At 60.9% G+C, this 18,415-nt stretch carries 19 protein-coding genes; 9 read left to right on the top strand and 10 right to left on the bottom strand.

Annotated features, from left to right (window positions below; genetic code table 11):
- The first annotated feature begins 30 nt into the window (after nt 1-30).
- Together earP and BMZ46_RS03840 are read left to right on the top strand one after the other, a co-directional pair.
- The gene (gene earP / locus BMZ46_RS03835) at nt 31-1,173 is read left to right on the top strand and encodes an elongation factor P maturation arginine rhamnosyltransferase EarP (protein WP_039770466.1); all 1,143 of its coding nucleotides are present in this window, start codon (nt 31-33) and stop codon (nt 1,171-1,173) included.
- A 48-nt stretch (nt 1,174-1,221) separates the two neighbouring features.
- The gene (locus BMZ46_RS03840; RefSeq protein ID WP_007955690.1) at nt 1,222-1,791 is read left to right on the top strand and encodes an elongation factor P; all 570 of its coding nucleotides are present in this window, start codon (nt 1,222-1,224) and stop codon (nt 1,789-1,791) included.
- Nucleotides 1,792-1,856: 65 nt separating this feature from the next.
- Here BMZ46_RS03840 and BMZ46_RS03845 read toward each other — a convergent pair whose 3' ends face one another.
- The 4 genes from BMZ46_RS03845 to BMZ46_RS03860 all read right to left on the bottom strand — a co-directional run bounded on the left by BMZ46_RS03845 (nt 1,857) and on the right by BMZ46_RS03860 (nt 5,099).
- On the bottom strand, nt 1,857-2,870 hold the full coding sequence (locus BMZ46_RS03845) for an alpha/beta hydrolase (protein ID WP_039770463.1): 1,014 nt from the start codon (nt 2,868-2,870) through the stop codon (nt 1,857-1,859).
- Nucleotides 2,871-2,903: 33 nt separating this feature from the next.
- Complete coding sequence (locus BMZ46_RS03850; RefSeq protein WP_034155242.1) at nt 2,904-3,323, bottom strand: organic hydroperoxide resistance protein; 420 nt, start codon at nt 3,321-3,323, stop codon at nt 2,904-2,906.
- A gap of 271 nt (nt 3,324-3,594) precedes the next feature.
- Nucleotides 3,595-4,059, bottom strand: a complete 465-nt coding sequence (locus tag BMZ46_RS03855) for a MarR family winged helix-turn-helix transcriptional regulator (RefSeq protein WP_074687986.1) — start codon at nt 4,057-4,059, stop codon at nt 3,595-3,597.
- 83 nt (nt 4,060-4,142) lie between these two features.
- Nucleotides 4,143-5,099 (bottom strand): LysR family transcriptional regulator, encoded by a 957-nt coding sequence (locus BMZ46_RS03860; protein ID WP_074687984.1) that lies wholly within the window; start codon nt 5,097-5,099, stop codon nt 4,143-4,145.
- A gap of 112 nt (nt 5,100-5,211) precedes the next feature.
- On the opposite strand from BMZ46_RS03860, the gene BMZ46_RS03865 reads away from it, so the two are divergent.
- Entirely contained in the window at nt 5,212-5,961 is a 750-nt protein-coding gene (locus BMZ46_RS03865) for a sulfite exporter TauE/SafE family protein (protein WP_011335299.1), read from the top strand.
- On the opposite strand, the gene BMZ46_RS03870 is transcribed toward BMZ46_RS03865, so the two are convergent.
- Nucleotides 5,951-6,805 carry a LysR substrate-binding domain-containing protein gene (locus BMZ46_RS03870; RefSeq protein ID WP_170844876.1) on the bottom strand — a complete coding sequence of 285 codons (855 nt, stop codon included), beginning with the start codon at nt 6,803-6,805 and terminating at the stop codon, nt 5,951-5,953. The two genes, BMZ46_RS03865 and BMZ46_RS03870, sit on opposite strands and share 11 nt — an antisense overlap.
- 97 nt (nt 6,806-6,902) lie before the next feature.
- On the opposite strand from BMZ46_RS03870, the gene BMZ46_RS03875 reads away from it, so the two are divergent.
- A complete protein-coding gene (locus BMZ46_RS03875; RefSeq protein WP_039770454.1) occupies nt 6,903-7,118 on the top strand; it encodes a DUF1127 domain-containing protein in 216 nt (71 codons plus the stop codon).
- Between the two features lie 64 nt (nt 7,119-7,182).
- Nucleotides 7,183-8,409, top strand: coding sequence for a winged helix-turn-helix domain-containing protein (locus tag BMZ46_RS03880; protein WP_074687982.1), 1,227 nt, complete (start codon nt 7,183-7,185; stop codon nt 8,407-8,409).
- Nucleotides 8,410-8,536: 127 nt separating this feature from the next.
- Here BMZ46_RS03880 and BMZ46_RS03885 read toward each other — a convergent pair whose 3' ends face one another.
- Nucleotides 8,537-9,883, bottom strand: coding sequence for a class II 3-deoxy-7-phosphoheptulonate synthase (locus tag BMZ46_RS03885; RefSeq protein ID WP_074687980.1), 1,347 nt, complete (start codon nt 9,881-9,883; stop codon nt 8,537-8,539).
- A 150-nt stretch (nt 9,884-10,033) separates the two neighbouring features.
- Here BMZ46_RS03885 and BMZ46_RS03890 point away from each other — a divergent pair, with 150 nt between their 5' ends.
- A complete protein-coding gene (locus tag BMZ46_RS03890) occupies nt 10,034-10,789 on the top strand; it encodes a spermidine synthase (protein ID WP_039770449.1) in 756 nt (251 codons plus the stop codon).
- A 3-nt stretch (nt 10,790-10,792) separates the two neighbouring features.
- Here BMZ46_RS03890 and BMZ46_RS03895 read toward each other — a convergent pair whose 3' ends face one another.
- Nucleotides 10,793-11,584 (bottom strand): crotonase/enoyl-CoA hydratase family protein, encoded by a 792-nt coding sequence (locus tag BMZ46_RS03895; protein ID WP_074687978.1) that lies wholly within the window; start codon nt 11,582-11,584, stop codon nt 10,793-10,795.
- A 422-nt stretch (nt 11,585-12,006) separates the two neighbouring features.
- Between BMZ46_RS03895 and BMZ46_RS03905 the strand changes: the two genes are divergently transcribed.
- Nucleotides 12,007-13,680, top strand: a complete 1,674-nt coding sequence (locus BMZ46_RS03905) for a DEAD/DEAH box helicase (protein WP_007955707.1) — start codon at nt 12,007-12,009, stop codon at nt 13,678-13,680.
- 77 nt (nt 13,681-13,757) lie between these two features.
- On the opposite strand, the gene BMZ46_RS03910 is transcribed toward BMZ46_RS03905, so the two are convergent.
- Nucleotides 13,758-14,525 (bottom strand): DODA-type extradiol aromatic ring-opening family dioxygenase, encoded by a 768-nt coding sequence (locus BMZ46_RS03910; protein ID WP_074687976.1) that lies wholly within the window; start codon nt 14,523-14,525, stop codon nt 13,758-13,760.
- Nucleotides 14,526-14,627: 102 nt separating this feature from the next.
- On the opposite strand from BMZ46_RS03910, the gene BMZ46_RS03915 reads away from it, so the two are divergent.
- Nucleotides 14,628-15,284, top strand: coding sequence for a thiopurine S-methyltransferase (locus tag BMZ46_RS03915; RefSeq protein WP_074687974.1), 657 nt, complete (start codon nt 14,628-14,630; stop codon nt 15,282-15,284).
- Nucleotides 15,285-15,340: 56 nt separating this feature from the next.
- Here BMZ46_RS03915 and htpX read toward each other — a convergent pair whose 3' ends face one another.
- Together htpX and BMZ46_RS03925 are read right to left on the bottom strand one after the other, a co-directional pair.
- A complete protein-coding gene (gene htpX / locus BMZ46_RS03920) occupies nt 15,341-16,228 on the bottom strand; it encodes a protease HtpX (RefSeq protein ID WP_074687972.1) in 888 nt (295 codons plus the stop codon).
- Between the two features lie 303 nt (nt 16,229-16,531).
- Entirely contained in the window at nt 16,532-17,743 is a 1,212-nt protein-coding gene (locus BMZ46_RS03925) for a pyridoxal phosphate-dependent aminotransferase (RefSeq protein ID WP_007955711.1), read from the bottom strand.
- A gap of 225 nt (nt 17,744-17,968) precedes the next feature.
- Here BMZ46_RS03925 and msrB point away from each other — a divergent pair, with 225 nt between their 5' ends.
- The gene (gene msrB, locus BMZ46_RS03930) at nt 17,969-18,364 is read left to right on the top strand and encodes a peptide-methionine (R)-S-oxide reductase MsrB (RefSeq protein WP_039770441.1); all 396 of its coding nucleotides are present in this window, start codon (nt 17,969-17,971) and stop codon (nt 18,362-18,364) included.
- Nucleotides 18,365-18,415: the final 51 nt, after the last annotated feature.

Raw genomic sequence — 18,415 nt, forward strand, 5'->3', positions numbered from 1 at the left:
AATCGGCGCTTTTGCCAACGGGAGCCTTGAATGCCGCCACTGAACACCCGCTGGGACATTTTTTGTACGGTCGTCGATAACTACGGCGACATCGGCGTGACCTGGCGTCTGGCCCGGCAACTGGTCAGCGAGCAGGCAATGACGGTGCGATTGTGGGTCGATGACCTGCGCGCTTTCGAACGCATTTGCCCGGAAATCGACATCGGCCTCGATCAGCAATGGCAGCAGGGCGTCGAAGTCCGGCACTGGCCGGCTGAGTGGCAGGAATCAGCAGCGGCCGACGTGGTGATCGCGGCTTTTGCCTGCCAGTTGCCGAGCATTTACATGGACGCCATGGCCGCACGGGAACAGTCGCCGTTGTGGATGAACCTCGACTATCTCAGCGCTGAAGACTGGGTGGTTGGCTGCCACGGTCTGCCGTCGGTGAAGTACAAGTCGGTGCAGAAGTACTTTTTCTTTCCGGGATTTCAGCCGGGGACCGGCGGCTTGCTGCGTGAGAGCGGTTTACTGGAGCGGCGTCAGCAGTTTCAACAGAATCCCGAGGCGCAGCGACAATTCCTGCACGCTCTGGGAATAGCTCCTGCGCCCGGTGCGCAGCTGATTTCGCTGTTTGCCTACGAGAATGCCGGACTCGCCAGTTGGCTGGATGTGCTCGCGGCGGACGCTACGCCTATCCATCTGCTGGTGCCGGAAGGACGGATTCTCGGCGATGTCGCCCGTTGGCTCGGAGTCGAGTCGCTGCCGGTCGGGGCAATGCACGTTCGTCAGTCGCTGACCTTGCAGGTGCTGCCGTTCGTCCGTCAGGATCAATACGATCAATTGCTCTGGTGCTGCGATTTCAATGCGGTGCGCGGCGAGGACTCGTTCGTTCGGGCGCAGTGGGCGGGGCGGCCGATGCTGTGGCACATCTATCAGCAGGACGAAGACATCCACCTCGACAAGCTCGATGCCTTCCTTACGCTTTACACAAAACGCCTTTCGCCCGCTGCCGCCGAGGCGATGAACGGTCTCTGGCGCGCTTGGAGTGCCGGCCAGCCTATCGGCGACCACTGGCTTGAGGCCCGTAAACACTGGCCCGAACTGCAGGAAAATGCCCGCGCGTGGTGTCTGGAACAAGCCTTGCAGGCCGATCTTGCGACGGCGCTGGTACAGTTTTACCGAAATTGGATATGATACGCGGCCTAGATTTTTGTAAATCCCATCCAAATTCGGATATTCGCAATGAAAACTGGTAAAGAACTCAAACCCGGTACCGTGATCCGTATCGACAACGATCCTTGGCTGGTTCAGAAAGCTGAATTCACCAAGTCGGGCCGTAACAGCGCGATCATGAAGACCAAGCTGAAGAACCTGCTGACCGGTTACAAGACCGAAACCGTTTACGGTGCGGACGACAAGCTGGACGACGTGATCCTGGACCGCAAAGAAGCGACCCTGTCCTTCATCAGCGGTGACTCCTACACGTTCATGGACACCACCGACTACACCATGTACGAGCTGAACGCCGAAGACATCGAAAGCGTTCTGCCATTCGTGGAAGAAGGCATGACCGACGTTTGCGAAGCCGTATTCTTCGAAGGCCGTCTGGTTTCCGTAGAGCTGCCGACCACCATCGTGCGTCAGGTTGACTACACCGAAGGTTCCGCTCGCGGCGACACTTCCGGCAAGGTGATGAAGCCTGCCAAACTGAAGAACGGTACCGAGCTGTCGGTTGCTGACTTCATCGAAATCGGCGACATGATCGAGATCGATACCCGCGAAGGCGGTTCCTACAAAGGCCGTGCCAAATAAGCACTGCTTTTTGCGGAAAGAAAAAGCCCGACCATTGAGTCGGGCTTTTTTGTGCCTGATGAAAATTACTTCTTCAGGTGCTGCTTCAGTTCTTCCGAGGCCTGCAGCATCGCCGAGCGCACCGCCGGCACCTGGCTGACCACGTTGAGCAAACCGTAGTCGTGGATCATGCCGTTGTAGCGCACCGAGGTCACCGGTACGCCGGCTTCGTCGAGTTTGCGGGCATAGGCTTCACCTTCGTCACGCAGCACGTCGGCCCCCGCAGTCTGGACCAGCGCAGGCGGCAGACCTTTCAATTGCGCAGTGGTTGCCCGCAAAGGCGAGGCGTAGACCTCGTTCCGCTGGTTGGCGTCGGTGGTGTAGTTGTCCCAGAACCACTTCATCATGTTGCGAGTGAGGAAGTGCCCCTCGGCGTACTGGTTATACGAACCGGTATCGAAATTGGCATCGGTCACCGGCCACAGCAGCACCTGGAATTTGATCGCTGGCGTGCCTTTGTCTTTGGCCATCAGGGCGACGACTGCCGCCATGTTGCCGCCGACGCTGTTGCCCGCCACCGCCAGACGCTTGCCGTCGACGTTGATTTCTTTGCCGTGTTCGGCCACCCACTTGGTGGCGGCGTAAGCCTGGTTGATCGCCACCGGGTAATGCGCTTCCGGCGAAGGGGTGTAATTGACGAACACCGCCGCCGCCCCCGAGCCGACCACCAGATCCCGCACCAGGCGTTCGTGGGTCGGGAAATCTCCCAGCACCCAGCCGCCGCCGTGGAAGAACATGAACACCGGCAGCTCGCCCTTGACCCCGGCCGGCCGGACGATGGTCAGGCTCAACGGTTGGCCATCGACCTGGATGGTTTTCTCGCTGACGTCCGCTTTGGGTAGCGTCAGTTTGACCCCGGACTGCGCGCCCGTCAGCACGGCGCGGGCATCCTTGGGCGTCATCTGTTCCATCGGTTTGCCGGTGCCGGCATTCAGCACATCAAGGAACGCCTGGGTGTTGTGTTCAACCTCCCCGGCGAATGCGCTGTGGATGGACAGGGCGAGAAGAGTACCGGTCAAGACTTTGCTGAAAGTGTTCATGTTCATTTCCTGTACGGGCCTGAGTGTCAGTGATTACACGGTGACGTGCAGACGCACATCGACGTTGCCGCGAGTGGCGTTGGAGTACGGGCAGACCTGGTGAGCCGCGTCGACCAGGCTTTGTGCGTCAGCCTGTTCCAGGCCCGGCAGACTGATGTGCAGGTCGATGTCCAGACCGAAACCGCCAGGGATCTGGCCGATGCCGACGTGAGCGGTGATCGAGGCGTCGTCCGGGATTTTGCGTTTGGTCTGACTGGCGACGAATTTCAGGGCGCCGATAAAGCAGGCCGAGTAGCCGGCGGCGAACAGTTGCTCAGGGTTGGTGGCTGCGCCGCCAGCACCGCCGAGTTCTTTCGGAGTGGCGAGTTTGACGTCGAGGATGTTGTCGCTGGAAATCGCACGACCGTCACGGCCGCCAGTGGAGGTTGCGATTGCGGTGTAGAGAGTTTGCATGGTGTGAGCCTCAGTAAGTGTGGTTTGTTGCGCTAATTGTTTGCGCGCTAACTAGGTGCGAAGTAAATGTACTGCGCGAATATTTAGTGCGCAAGATAAATTTTTGAAGAAAGCACGAATTAGCGCTTGGATTGGGAAGTGACGTGATCTCAAGCTTTTGATATTTAAGGATTTTTTGAATGTAAAACGAGATGAAAAATTTTTCGGTGATAAGCGGGGAAGGGGCGATACGCCTGCAGGCGCAAGGCTGCGCCCACAGGAAAGGACGATCTTAAGCGAGGCTGTCCTGCAAATGACCACGCAAGGCCTGCAACTCGGCTTGCAGGTTTTGCAGGCGCTCCAGCGTGAAGCCACTGGCCCCCAGGATGCATTGTGGAACGGTCCGGGCCCTGTCTTTCAAGGCGCGTCCCTGGGCAGTCAGTTCAACGATCACCACACGCTCATCCTCACGACTGCGGGTCCGGCTGAGCAAACCTTCACCTTCCAGCCGCTTGAGCAACGGGGTCAGCGAGCCCGGATCGGTCAGCAGGCGCGTGCTGATTTCTCCGACGGTCAAACCATCCTTCTCCCACAGCACCATCATCGCCAGGTATTGCGGATACGTCAGGCCAAGCGCTTGCAACAGCGGCTTGTAGACCTTGGTCATCATCAGCGAAGTGGAATGCAGGGCGAAGCAGGCCTGATTGTCGAGCAGCAGGTCTTCGCAGTGATCGGAGGTGTTGCGGTCGGTGGTCATGTCAGTGCCTTGAACGGTGATGCAGATGAATCTAGCGCTCGAATCTTTAATGCGCCAGACAATTGTGCCCGGTGGCGAACCGATCAATGCCGGCCCAGTTCTCGTTGCAGTGCCAGATCCCACAGCGGCACGGGGCTGAACCGGGTTTTGAGGTATTCCAGCAGCAGGCGGCTGCGGGAGCTGGCCTGTTGCTCCAGTCGCAGCGCATAGATGCCGGTGCTCTCCGGTTTTGGCAGGCCGTTTTCACAGAACAGCGGCAGCAACTCGCCGCGCAACAGGTATTCGCTGGCCAGCCAGGTCGGTAGATGCGCGATCCCGAGTCCCGCCAGCGCGCCGCACACCAGCGCCTCGGCGTTGTTGGCGCTCATGCGCACCCGCGCCGGGCGGTGCAGTTGCATCTGCCCGTTCTGTTCGAAGCGCCAGGCGAAGGGCGGGGCGAGGCCGTCCCAATCGAGGCCGTCATGCTCGCTCAATTGCGCGGGTTCGCTCGGCACACCGCGGCGCTTGAGATAGTCGGGGCTCGCGCAGGCGATGCGGACCATGCTCGCCAACGGTGTGGCCACCAACCGGGTGTCAGCCATTTGCCCGGCGCGCAACACCAGATCGACCTTGCCCAGGTTTGAACCGTCCATGTCGACGAAGCTGTCGATCAGATGCAGTTGCACATCCAGCCCCGGGTACAGCACCAGAAAATCGGCAATCACCGGCGCCAGATGCCGACGCCCGAACGCTGCTGGCGCATCCACCCGAATCAGTCCCTCCGGCGCGCTGCTCAGGGACACCGCTTCAGCCCGGGCAAGTTGCAACTCCGCCACAATCCGCCGCGCCCGTTCGGCAAACGCCAGACCTGCCGGCGTGGCGCGCACCGCGTGAGTGCTGCGGATGAACAACTGGCTGCCGACCGCGCTTTCCAGACTGTCGATACGCCGGGCAACGGCGGAGGGCGTCAGCGGATGCCGGCGCGAAGCCGCAGAAAAGCTGCCGCTCTCGAGTACATCGAGAAACAGCCCCAGTTGTTCGGTCAATTGATTGGGATTCATGAATCAGCTCATTGCCTATGCGGATTTAGCACAGCCATTGTGCGTTGCTGTGCGTTTCCGTGCCAGCGCCGACTGCGTAGGATGAGTCGCTTGACGTATGAGGAATTCTGCTGTGATCGAGTTTTTGCTGTACCTGTTGTTTGGCGCCGCCCTCGGTACTCTGGGTGGGATCTTCGGTATTGGTGGCGGGCTTATCGCCATTCCGCTGCTGGGCGTGTGGTTTGGGCTCGATCAGCAGATCGCCCAAGGCACGGCGCTGGTGATGGTGGTGCCGAACGTGATGCTGGCGCTGTGGCGTTATCACCAGCGTAACCGCATCGAACTCCGCCATGCGTTGCCGCTGGCGGTGATGGGATTCTGTTTCGCGTGGATCGGCTCGATCTGGGCCGTGGGCATCGACGCGCAGACCATGCGCATCGGGTTTGTCGCGTTCCTTGTGGCGCTGTCGGCTTACAACCTGGTGCGCATGTTTGGCGCGCGCCCGGCGGCGACTTCCGAGATGCGCTATTCATGGCCGTGGCTGGGCGTGCTCGGCGCGGCGTCAGGCGCCATGGGTGGTTTGTTTGGTGTCGGCGGGGCGGTGGTGGCGACGCCGGTGCTGACCAGTCTGTTCGGCACTACTCAAGTGGTCGCTCAGGGGCTTTCGCTGGCGCTGGCACTGCCGAGCACCGGCGTCACGCTGGTGACGTACGCGGTGCACCACGAAGTGGACTGGATGATCGGCCTGCCGCTGGCCATCGGCGGTCTGGCCAGCATCAGTTGGGGCGTGAAAGTGGCCCACGCGATGCCGGAAAAACTCCTGCGCGGGCTGTTCTGCGGGTTCCTGGTGCTGTGTGCGGTGATGCTCGCCTTTAAAGTTTGAAGCCTTCGACGATGTGCTCGGCCAGGCATTCGGTGATCGGCGAGGGGTTGTTGAGGTTGCGGATCAGCATGATGCTGGCCTCGGGCAGCAGCGGCAGATTTTCGGCATCTCCAAGAATCCGCATGTCGGGGGTAATCAGGCTTTCCAGCTGCGCGGTGATCGCCAGACCCGCGCTCACCACTGCCATCAGCGCCGACAGGCTGGTGCTGTTGTAGGCGATCCGGTATTCGCGGCCCATCGCGTCCAGCGCATTGCAGGCCCACAGGCGGCAGAAGCAATCACTGTTGAACATCGCCAGTGGTAGCGGCGTCTGCTCGTGGGCGCTGAAATTCTGCGCCTCGGCCCACACGAAGCGCTCCTTGCGCAGCAACTGGCCGATCTCGTTGCCCGGCTCGCGGGTGACGATCGACAGATCGAGGTCCGTGCGTTGCAGCAATTGTTTGGTTGACTCGCAGTGCACTTCGATCTGGATCAGCGGATAGAACTGCGCAAAACGCGACAGAATCCCCGGCAGAAAGCGCATAACGTAATCGTCCGGCGTACCGATCCGCACTGTGCCGACCATGTGCGGCTCGCGCAGGGTGTTGAACACTTCGCTGTGCAATTTCAGGATGCGCCGCGCATAACCGAGCAACACCTGGCCTTCAGCGGTCAGGCGCACTTGACGCCCGTCGCGCTCGAACAACTGGCGCTGCAACACGTCCTCTTCCAGACGCTTCATCTGCATGCTCACGGCCGATTGGGTGCGGTTGACCATTTCGCCGGCGCGGGTAAAACCGCCCTGATCGGCAATTGCGACAAAGGTGCGCAGGACATCGGTATCGATACTGGGATATGCCGACAATTGATGAATCTCCGTGATGCATGCCATCAGAAACATTCGTTGGATTGATCGTAGCTCTGGCGGGAGACTTGAGCCATCCCAAAAAGGAGGCAACACGATGAAAGGTCAAAGAGAGTACGCAGGCGAAGAAAAATTTTCCGGCCATATCGTTTCCGATCTGTTGCACAAGTTTAGCCGGTGGTACGAATTGCACCGTGAGCGCGAGCTGCTCGCCAGCCTGAGCGACGAAGCGCTCAAGGACATCGGGGTCAGCCGTGCCGATGTCGAACACGAGTCGGTGCGGCCGTTCTGGGACGATCCGATGCATAAATGATGAGGCCATCGCTACACAAACCACTTTCAGGTGAGGTAGGTTGCGAGCAGACATGGAGGTACACATGCCCGCGACACTGTCCTTTTCCCTTAAACAGGCTCGACGTCTGGCACTGGCTGCCCAAGGGTTTCACGGGCGCCAGCTGCCGGCTGTCAAGGCCATGCACCTCAACCGGCTGATCGAACGCCTCGGTCTGTTGCAGATCGACTCCGTCAACGCCGTGGTGCGCTCGCACTACCTGCCGCTGTTTTCCCGTCTTGGTTCCTACTCTGCTGACTTGCTCGACCAGGCTGCCTGGAGTTCGGGGCGACGTCGTTCGCTGTTCGAATACTGGGGCCATGAAGCGTCGCTGCTGCCGTTGTCGATGTACCCGTTGATGGGCTGGCGCATGCAGCGGGCCAGGCGCGGTGAGGATATTTATCAGCAACTGGCGCGGTTTGGTCGCGAGCAACAGGACACCATTCGCCGGGTACTGGCGTCGGTCGAGGAGCAGGGCGCACTGGGCGCCGGCAGTCTGTCGACCCGCGAGGAAAAGGCCGGGCCGTGGTGGGACTGGAGCGCGGAAAAGCACGCACTGGAATGGCTGTTTGCCGCTGGCGAAGTCACCGTCGCCGGACGCCGTGGTTTCGAGCGATTGTATGACTTGCCGGAACGGGTGATTCCGGCTTCCGTGCTGCAACAGCCATTGCCCGATGAGGCTGAGTCGCAGCGCGGTTTGCTGCTGCATGCAGCGCAGGCGCTCGGTGTCGGCACGGAAAAAGACTTGCGTGATTACTTCCGCCTGAATCCTTCCGATGCCCGCCCGCGTCTGGCCGAACTGGTCGAGGACGGACAACTGCTGACTTGCGAAGTCGCCGGATGGCGGCAGATCGCTTATTGCCTGCCCGAGCCAAAAGTCCCACGCAAGGTCGAGGCCAGTGCATTGCTGTCGCCGTTTGACTCACTGATCTGGGAGCGTAGTCGGACCGAGCGGCTGTTCGATTTTCGCTATCGGCTGGAGATTTATACGCCGCAGGACAAGCGGGTCTACGGCTATTACGTGTTGCCGTTCCTGCACAACGAACGGATTGCCGCGCGAGTTGATCTGCGCGCCGAACGGGCGGCGGGGCGGTTGGCGGTGCATGCGGTGCACGAGGAAGAAACGGGGCTGGACGAGGCGGGGATGCTGGCCCTGGCGCTGAACCTGCGGCGCATGGCGGACTGGTTGGGGCTCGCGCGGGTGCAGCTCAATTGTCAGCGGGAAAGTGCCGGTCGGCTCCGGATGGCTATGGTTCAGATCGGCTGCGACTGAACCGGCCTCATCGCTGGCAAGCCAGCTCCCACAGTGGCCGAGTCGTTAATTAAATGTACGACTTCGATACTGTGGGAGCCGGGCTTGCCCGCGATGAGGCCAACTCAGACGCTAAAGATATCGAACCTTAGCGACGAACCTGCTTCAGGGTTTCGGCGATCAGAAACGCCAGTTCCAGCGACTGATCGGCATTCATCCGCGGATCGCAGTGGGTGTGATAGCGATCCGACAAACCATCTTCAGTGATCGGCCGCGCGCCACCGATGCACTCGGTGACGTTCTGCCCGGTCATCTCGATGTGGATGCCGCCGGCGTAGCTGCCTTCCGCTTCATGAACTTGGAAGAACTGCTTCACCTCACCAAGAATCTGCGCGAAGTCGCGAGTCTTGTAACCGCTGCTGGCCTTGATGGTGTTGCCGTGCATCGGGTCGGAGCTCCACAGCACCTGCTTGCCTTCACGCTGCACCGCACGGATCAGCGCCGGCAGGTGATCGCCGACCTTGTTCGCGCCCATCCGCGCGATCAGGTTCAGACGACCCGGATCGTTGTCCGGGTTGAGCACGTCGATCAGGCGGATCAGGTCGTCGGGGTTCATGCTCGGGCCGACTTTGACCCCGATCGGGTTGTTCACCCCGCGCAGGAATTCGACGTGGGCGCCGTCGAGCTGACGGGTGCGGTCGCCGATCCACAGCATATGCGCCGAGCAATCGTAGTAATCGTTGGTCAGGCTGTCGCGGCGCACGAAGGCTTCTTCGTAGTTCAGCAGCAGCGCTTCGTGGGCAGTGAAGAAACTGGTCTCGCGCAGTTGCGGCGAGCTGTCCATACCGCAGGCGCGCATGAAGGCCAGGGTTTCATCGATGCGGTCGGCCAGATGGCTGTACTTTTCGGCCAGCGCCGAGTTGGCGATGAAGTCCAGGTTCCACTTGTGCACCTGGTGCAGGTCGGCAAAACCGCCTTGGGCGAAGGCGCGCAGCAGGTTGAGGGTGGCGGTGGACTGGTGATAGGACTGCAGCAGACGCTCCGGGTCCGGTACGCGGCTGGCGGCGTCGAAACCGATGCCGTTGACGATGTCGCCCCGGTAGGCCGGCAGGGTTACGCCGTTGATGGTCTCGTCGTTGGCCGAGCGCGGCTTGGCGAACTGGCCGGCCATGCGCCCGACCTTGACCACCGGGCAACCGGCGGCGAAGGTCATGACGATTGCCATTTGCAGCAGCACTTTGAAGGTGTCGCGAATCTTCGCGGCGGAGAACTCGGCGAAGCTTTCGGCGCAGTCGCCGCCCTGCAGCAGGAACGCCCGGCCCTGGGTGACTTCGGCAAACTGACGGCGCAGCTCGCGCGCTTCGCCGGCAAACACCAGCGGCGGATAGCTGGCCAGCGTCTGCTCGACCTGGCGCAGATGCGCGGCGTCGGGGTATTGGGGTTGTTGCTGGATCGGCAGGGCGCGCCAGCTGTCAGGGCTCCAGGGTTGGCTCATCACGGTCTCTAAGGTTCTACGCACGGACGGCCATGTTAGCAGCAATTAGTGCGTGACCTGCTCCCGCCGCTTCGCCGACAATCGCCGCTTTGCCACGGCACCGCAGCGGTGCCATCGCGTCACCGCGCCCGGTGACCACCAGGAGACGAAATGACTGAGGAGCGCGTCGAGCTGTTGCTCGCCGAGGTACAGGATGAGTTCGGCGTGATTCGCGTGCTGGAAGTGGCCGACTACCGCTTTCTGGAGTTCGGCGATGCCATCGAGCAAAGCTGCGTGTTTACCGCCGACCCGAGCTGGCTGGAGTACGACTACACCCGGGCGATGCTGATCGGCGCGCTGTGCCACGAGCAGCCGGAGAGCGCGCTGTTCCTCGGCCTGGGCGCGGGCACGCTGACCCAGGCCTGCCTCAAGTTCCTGCCGCTGGAAGACGTCGAAGCCATCGAGCTGCGCCCGGACGTGCCGCGTCTGGCCATCGAATACCTCGGGCTGGATGACGATCCACGGCTGTACATCCGCGTCGGCGATGCCCTCGAACTGCTGCCGACCGCTGAACCTGCGGATCTGATCTTCGTCGACCTGTACACCGATGTCGGCCCCGGCGCCGGGCACCTTGCGTGGAATTTCCTCGGGGACTGTCAGAAACGTCTGAATCCCGGTGGCTGGCTGGTGATCAACCAATGGGCCACCGACGACGGCAAACCGTTGGGCGCGGCGCTGTTGCGCGGGCTCTATCACCGGCATTACTGGGAGCTGCCGGTGAAGGAGGGCAATGTGATTCTGATCGTGCCGGCAGATCTCGATCAGGCGCTGGACATGCAGGCGCTGACGGCACGAGCTGAAGCGCTGGCGCCGAAGCTGGGCTACTCGTTGCAGTCGTTGATCAACTGCATCCGTCCGGCAACCTGATCTTCAAAGGCCTTTGAAAATCCCCGGTCTGCGCTCCACCAGCGAGCGCACACCTTCCTTGGCATCTTCGGTGGCCAGCAACTTCTTTACCAGCGGCGGCAAGCTCTTAGCCGCCGCAGTTTCGCCTTCATAGCGTGCCTGACGCGCCGACATCAGCGTCGCCTGCACGCCCAGCGGCGCCTGCCGGGCAATCCGTTCGGCCAGTTCGATGGCGCGCGGCAGCAGATCCTCGCTGGCCATGACCTCTTGCACCAGACCCAGGCGCAACGCATCGTGGGCATCGAATTCGTCGCCGGTCAGCAGCCAGCGCATCGCGTTGCCCCAGCCGGCGATCTGATGAAAGCGTAACGTCGCGCCGCCGAACGGAAAGATCCCGCGCTGCACTTCCATCTGGGCGAAGCGGGTGTTGCTCGCGCACAGGTTGATGTCGGCGGCGAGCATCAGCTCGATGCCGATGGTCAGGCAATAACCCTGCGCGGCAACAATCACCGGTTTGCTGACCCGTGGCCCGACGAACACGCCCCATGGATCGCAGCCGCCGGGCGGCACTTGCCAGCCTTGAGCGAGAGCGGAACTGGCATTCACCAGATCAAGCCCGGCGGTGAAATGCTCGCCATGCCCGAACACCACCGCCACCCGTGCGTCGCTGTCGGCCTCGAATTCGCCGTAGGCCAGGGCCAGGTCGTTGAGCAGGTCGAGGTCGAAGGCATTGCGCTTGGCGACGCGGTCCAGACCGATCAAATGCACGTGGCCGTGACGCGCACGGCTCACGCGGCCGGGGCAGGGCTGATTCATGGGTGTTTCCTCGCAGGGGAAGAAAGGGTGCAGCGACCAGATGCCGCACATCGGTGAATCGTTTAAGCGCCATCGCCCGCAGGGCCGGGGTGTTTGAAAAATAGACCTTTGCCCGATTATCCGCAAAACCCCATTACACAGCGGTGACAACTGTATTTCTCCGATAAAAAAAGCTCCCTTTTTGGGCAAATTCCGGTATAGTGCGCGCCGGCCTTTAACCGGGCCGCGTTTAGGTAGCGCAATTCCCCGAAGTCAGCTTCGGCTGCACGTCCGCACTGCGGGCTCTTCCTTGACGATTCTTTTTCATTCATTCGTTTTCGCAAATCCCCGCCGACAAAGCTGCCAGGGCGACTCTTGAGTCTCAACACGGCATGTGCAGCTTTGGAGCATGGGTCTTTGCGGATGCACTTAGAGGCAGACCCATGACCCAGGAAATCGGCGGCTTCGCCGCTCTTGAACTTCATCCCAATATTGTCGCTGCAGTAGTCGCTACCGGCTATGAAGAGCCTTCGGCCATTCAGCAGCAGTCGATCCCGATCATCCTCGCCGGTCACGATATGATTGGTCAGGCGCAAACCGGTACCGGTAAAACCGCTGCCTTTGCCCTGCCTATCCTGCACCGCATCGATCCGTCCAAGCGCGAGCCGCAAGCTCTGATCCTGGCCCCAACTCGTGAGTTGGCGCTACAAGTTGCAACCGCTTTCGAAACCTACGCCAAGCAAATGCCGGGCGTAACTGTTGTGGCTGTCTACGGCGGCGCGCCGATGGGCCCACAATTGAAAGCAATCCGTAATGGCGCACAGATCGTTGTCGCCACTCCGGGCCGTCTGTGCGACCACCTGCGTCGCGACGAAAAAGTGCTGCAGACCGTGAACCACCTGGTTCTCGACGAAGCAGACGAAATGCTCAAACTGGGCTTCATGGACGACCTCGAAGTGATCTTCAAGGCCATGCCGGAAACTCGTCAGACCGTATTGTTCTCGGCGACCCTGCCGCAATCGATCCGTGCCATCGCCGAGCGTCACCTGCGCGATCCAAAGCACGTGAAGATCCAGAGCAAGACCCAGACCGTTACCGCGATCGAACAGGCTCACCTGTTGGTTCACGCTGACCAGAAGACCTCTGCCGTTCTCAGCTTGCTGGAAGTGGAAGATTTCGACGCTCTGATCATGTTCGTGCGCACCAAGCAAGCGACCCTGGATCTGGCCAGCGCCCTCGACGCCAAAGGCTACAAAGCCGCCGCGTTGAACGGCGACATCGCCCAGAACCAGCGTGAGCGCGTGATCGACTCGCTGAAAGATGGCCGTCTGGACATCGTTGTAGCGACCGACGTTGCCGCCCGTGGTCTGGACGTTCCGCGCATCACCCACGTGTTCAACGTGGACATGCCGTACGATCCGGAATCCTACGTGCACCGTATCGGCCGTACCGGCCGCGCCGGTCGCGAAGGCCGCGCGCTGCTGCTGGTGACGCCACGTGAGCGCCGCATGCTGCAGGTAATCGAGCGTGTAACCGGTCAGAAAGTTGCCGAAGTGCGTCTGCCGGACGCCCAGGCCGTTCTTGATGCCCGCATCAAGAAGCTGACCAACAGCCTGTCGCCGCTGGTGGCTGACGCCGAATCGACTCACGGTGATCTGCTGGATCGCCTGACCGCCGACATCGGTTGCACCCCACGCGCCCTGGCTGCCGCACTGCTGCGCAAGGCCACCAATGGTCAGGCGCTGAACCTGGCAGCGATCGAGAAGGAACGTCCACTGGTGCCGAACAGCGCGCCACGTGGCGACCGTCCTGAGCGTTCCGGTGATCGTCCGGACCGTGGTGACCGCGAGCGTCGTGCTCCGATGCCACTGGGCGAAGGCCGTGCCCGTTGCCGTACCGCGCTGGGCGCGCGTGACGGTATCGCGGCGAAAAACCTGCTGGGCGCCATCCTCAACGAAGGTGGTCTGGCACGTGAAGCCATCGGTCGCATCCAGGTGCGTGACAGCTTCAGCCTCGTCGAGCTGCCGGAAGATGGTCTGGACAAACTCCTGACCAAGCTGAAGGACACTCGCGTTGCCGGTAAGCAGTTGAAGCTGCGTCGCTACCGCGAAGATTGATCCGCCTCTGGGCTGATTGATCGAACATAAAAAATCCCCGACTGGTTCGGGGATTTTTTATGCCTGCGATTTGGGCATCAGCCGAAGCGGTAGATGTCCATGCCCAGTGCGCCCATGGTGAAACCTTGATGGGCAATGCTGAAATCACCGCCGGCACCTCGGGCGAAGTACAGCGGCAACAGGTGCTCGTCGCTTGGATGGTTGCGTACTGCGTTCGGTGCCTGCTGACGGTAATCGTGCAGGGCGGCTTCGTCGTTGGCGGCCAGCTTGTCGACTATCCAGTCACGGAAGTCCCGCGCCCACGGTTCGACGCTCTCCGGGCCGGCGTGCCAGTCCAGTTCTCGCAGGTTGTGGGTGATGCTGCCGGAGCCGATCAACAGAATGCCCTGTTCGCGCAGCCTGGCCAGCGCCTGGCCGACGCGGTTCTGTAGCGCCGGACCGCCACGACTCGGTAGGGAAACCTGCACCACCGGGATGTCAGCCTGCGGGTACATCAGCGACAGCGGCACCCACACACCGTGATCGAACGGTCGTTGTGGATCGAGGCGTGCCGGCAGGTCGTTGGCGGTCAGCAGATCGGCAACCCTACGGGCGAGTTGCGGATCGCCCGGGGCCGGATACTGCACTTCAAACAGCGCGCGGGGGAAACCGCCGAAGTCGTGCCAGGTTTCCGGTTGCGGATGGCCGCTGACCAGCAGCTCATGGCTTTCCCAGTGGGCGGATACGATGACGATGGCTTTCGGGCGTGGCAGTTCGGCCGCCAACCGCGCCAGGGCCGGGCCGCTGGCGCCGGGCTCAAGTGCCAGCATGGGCGAGCCATGGGAGATAAACAGGCTGGGAAACATGGAAAGGTTCCTGAGCGTTAAGATGGTTCATCTTCAGTCAGTTCATTGATCTAATTCCAATATAAGTTTTAACGCCTTTTGATCGAATTCTTTGGAGGATGCATGCAGCCGGAGTTTTGGCACAAGAAGTGGGAATCGAACCAGATCGGCTTTCACCAGCCGGAGGTGAACCCTTATTTGCAGCGGCACTGGCCCGATCTGGCCATCCCGGCGCAGGCGCGTGTGCTGGTGCCGTTGTGTGGGAAAAGCCTGGATCTGCTGTGGCTTGCCGGGCGTGGGCATCGGGTGCTCGGCGTCGAGCTGTCGGAGAAGGCCGTGGAAGACTTCTTCCGTGAGCAGCAATTGCAGCCGCAGATCAGTGAAGAGGGCAGCTTCAAGGTTTATCGGGCCGGCGCGATCGAGTTGTGGTGCGGGGATTTCTTCGCCTTGTCTGCGAACGATGTGGCCGATTGCACGGCGTTGTATGACCGTGCGGCGCTGATCGCCTTTCCGGCGCCAATGCGTGAGCGCTATGCGGCGCATTTGTTGAGCATCCTGCCGACGGGGCTGCGTGGTTTGCTGATCACGCTGGATTACGATCAGGCTCGGATGTCCGGGCCGCCGTTTGCGGTGACAGATGCCGAGGTGCAGCAGCTGCTCGGTGGCGACTGGGCGGTGCAGGCGCTGGAAGAACAGGACGTACTGAGCGAAAGCGGGAAGTTCCTGCAGGCGGGTGTGACACGGCTGGAAGAGCGGGTGTACCGCCTGACTCCTCAGTAACAGAACAACAAAAAAGGCCCGCATCGCTGCGGGCCTTTCTGTTGGAGCGGGGCTGATCAGCCGCGACGACGCAGGGCGTCGATACGATCTTCCAGCGGCGGGTGGCTCATGAACATGCGAGCAAACCCCTGTTTGATACCGCCGTTGATGCCGAAGGCATTCAGGGTGTCAGGCATGTGCACCGGCAGGCCCTGTTCGGCGCGCAAGCGTTGCAAGGCGTTGATCATCGCCCCCGTACCGGCCAGGCGGGCGCCGGCATCATCGGCACGGAACTCGCGTTTGCGCGAGAACCACATCACGATTGCGCTGGCCAGAATGCCCAATACCAGTTCGGCGAAAATGGTCGCGATGTAATAGGCCATGCCCTGGCCTTCTTCGTTCTTGAAAATCACCTTGTCGACGAAGTTGCCGATGATCCGCGCGAAGAACATCACGAAGGTGTTCACCACGCCCTGTATCAGCGCCAGGGTGACCATGTCGCCGTTGGCCACGTGGCCGATCTCGTGGGCCAGCACGGCCCGCACTTCATCTTCCTTGAAACGCTCGAGCAAGCCCTGGCTGACCGCGACCAGTGCGTCGTTCTTGTTCCAGCCGGTGGCGAAGGCGTTCGCTTCATAGGCCGGGAAAATACCGACTTCGGGCATCTTGATCCCGGCTTCCCGGGACAGTTGCTCGACGGTTTGCAGCAGCCACTGCTCGTGACGAGTACGTGGCTGGGTGATGATCTGGGTGCTGGTGCTCATTTTCGCCATCCACTTGGAGATGAACAGCGAGAACAGGGAACCGGCAAAACCAAAGACTGCACAGAAAACCAGCAGCTGACTGAGGTTGAGATCAACCCCGTTGGCCGCCATGAACCCGTTGAAGCCGAAAAGGCTCAGGGTGATGCTGGCTATCAGCACGACCGCCAGGTTAGTGGCCAAAAACAGCAGGATGCGCATCATGGTTGTAGAAGTCTCCTCAAGCTAAAGATGTAGCGTACTGCGGGGTATATAAGGTGCGGCACCTGGCGATTCAACCGAGTGACTATTTCAAACTGTGTCCTACACCGGATTCGTCGGACATGGGATATTTCCCACTGCCGAATCCGCTATGGATGACAGGCACGCGGCACCCGGTCTCATTGCGTCAGGCACGCATGATTCGTATGACTCGCAAGTGTAGAAGGTGCTGGAGGAGGGGAGCAGCAGAAGTGTTGCTGAATCAGACAGTGCGCAACGTTCGGGCCGTTGCGCACTGAGCGCCGGTTACTGGCGGTACGACTTGAGGAAGTTGCCAATGCGACCGATGGCCATGTCCAGGTCATCGACCCGCGGCAGCGTGACCACGCGGAAGTGGTCAGGCCACGGCCAGTTGAACGCCGTGCCTTGCACCACCAGCAGCTTCTCGGAGAGCAGCAGGTCGAGCACGAATTTCTCGTCGTTGTGGATCGGACAGACTTTCGGGTCGATCTTCGGGAACGCGTACAGCGCACCCATCGGCTTCACGCAGCTCACGCCGGGAATGTCGTTGAGCAGTTCCCAGGTACGGTTGCGTTGTTCCAGCAACCGGCCTTGCGGCAGAACCAGATCGTTGATGCTCTGATAGCCACCCAGGGCGGTCTGGATCGCATGCTGGCTCGGCACGTTGGCGCACAGGCGCATGTTGGCCAGCATGTCGATGCCTTCGATGTAGCTGTGGGCGTTGTGTTTCGGCCCGGAAATGGCGATCCAGCCGGAGCGGAAACCGGCCACGCGATACGACTTGGACAGACCGTTGAAGGTCAGGCACAGCAGGTCCGGGGCCAGCGAAGCGGTGCAGATGTGCACGGCGTCGTCGTAGAGGATCTTGTCGTAGATTTCGTCGGAGAACACCACCAGGTTGTGCTGACGGGCCAGTTCCAGCATGCCCAGCAGTACTTCCTTCGAATACACCGCGCCGGTCGGGTTGTTCGGGTTGATGATCACCATCGCCTTGGTGTTCGGGGTGATCTTGGCCTTGATGTCGGCCAGGTCCGGGAACCAGTCGGCACCCTCGTCGCACAGGTAATGCACCGCGTTACCGCCGGCCAGGCTCACGGCAGCGGTCCACAGCGGGTAGTCCGGCGCCGGCACCAGCACTTCGTCGCCGTTGTTGAGCAGCGCCTGCAGCGACATCACGATCAGCTCGGACACGCCGTTGCCCAGGTAGATGTCTTCGATGCCGACACCTTCGACCTGCTTCTGCTGGTAGTACTGCATCACCGCCTTGCGCGCGCTGAACAGGCCTTTGGAATCGCTGTAGCCCTGGGCGGTCGGCAGGTTGCGGATCACATCCTGGAGAATTTCGTCCGGCGCTTCGAAACCAAAGGGTGCCGGGTTGCCGATGTTCAGCTTGAGGATGCGATGGCCTTCCTCTTCCAGTCGTTTGGCGTGCTTGAGCACCGGGCCGCGAATGTCGTAGCAGACGTTGGCGAGCTTGTTCGATTTGCTGAACTGCATGGCGATGTGATCCCGAAAATGAACGATCCAGGCGGCGGGTGGACAACCGTGCTGGGAATCCTGCGTCTTCACACAGGCAAGTGTCTCGAGCGGCGGTTTCCAACAATCCGTTTGAATGCGCAGGAACCCGCTGCCAGACTGGCGTGTGACGAGGCGCAATCATACGTGCCGCCCGATCCGTGGAAAAGGTACAGATCGGGCTTTTTCAGCCGCTGAGGTGTGATGATGGAAAAGATTGAAAAGACCCTGGAAGAATGGCGGGCGATGCTCGACCCTGAGCAATACAACGTGTGTCGTCTCAGTGCCACCGAGCGACCGTTCTCCGGTAAATACAACGCCACCAAGACTGACGGTGTCTATCACTGCGTCTGCTGCAACGAGCCGTTGTTTGATTCCAGGACCAAATTCGATTCCGGTTGCGGCTGGCCAAGTTTCTACGCGCCGATCGGCGACAGCGCCATGACCGAAATCCGTGACACCAGCCACGGCATGATCCGCACCGAAGTGAAATGCGCCAAATGCGATGCGCACCTGGGCCACGTCTTCCCTGACGGCCCGCCGCCGACCGGCTTGCGTTATTGCATCAACTCGGTGTGCCTGGACCTGGTGCCGCGCGAGTAACCGATATGGGCGATCCACGGGTCGCCTTTCGAACAATTAAATTGCACACAA

Origin of the sequence: Pseudomonas sp. NFIX49 (assembly GCF_900115915.1) — a bacterium.
In the GTDB taxonomy this organism is placed as follows: Bacteria; Pseudomonadota; Gammaproteobacteria; order Pseudomonadales; family Pseudomonadaceae; genus Aquipseudomonas; species Aquipseudomonas pharyngis.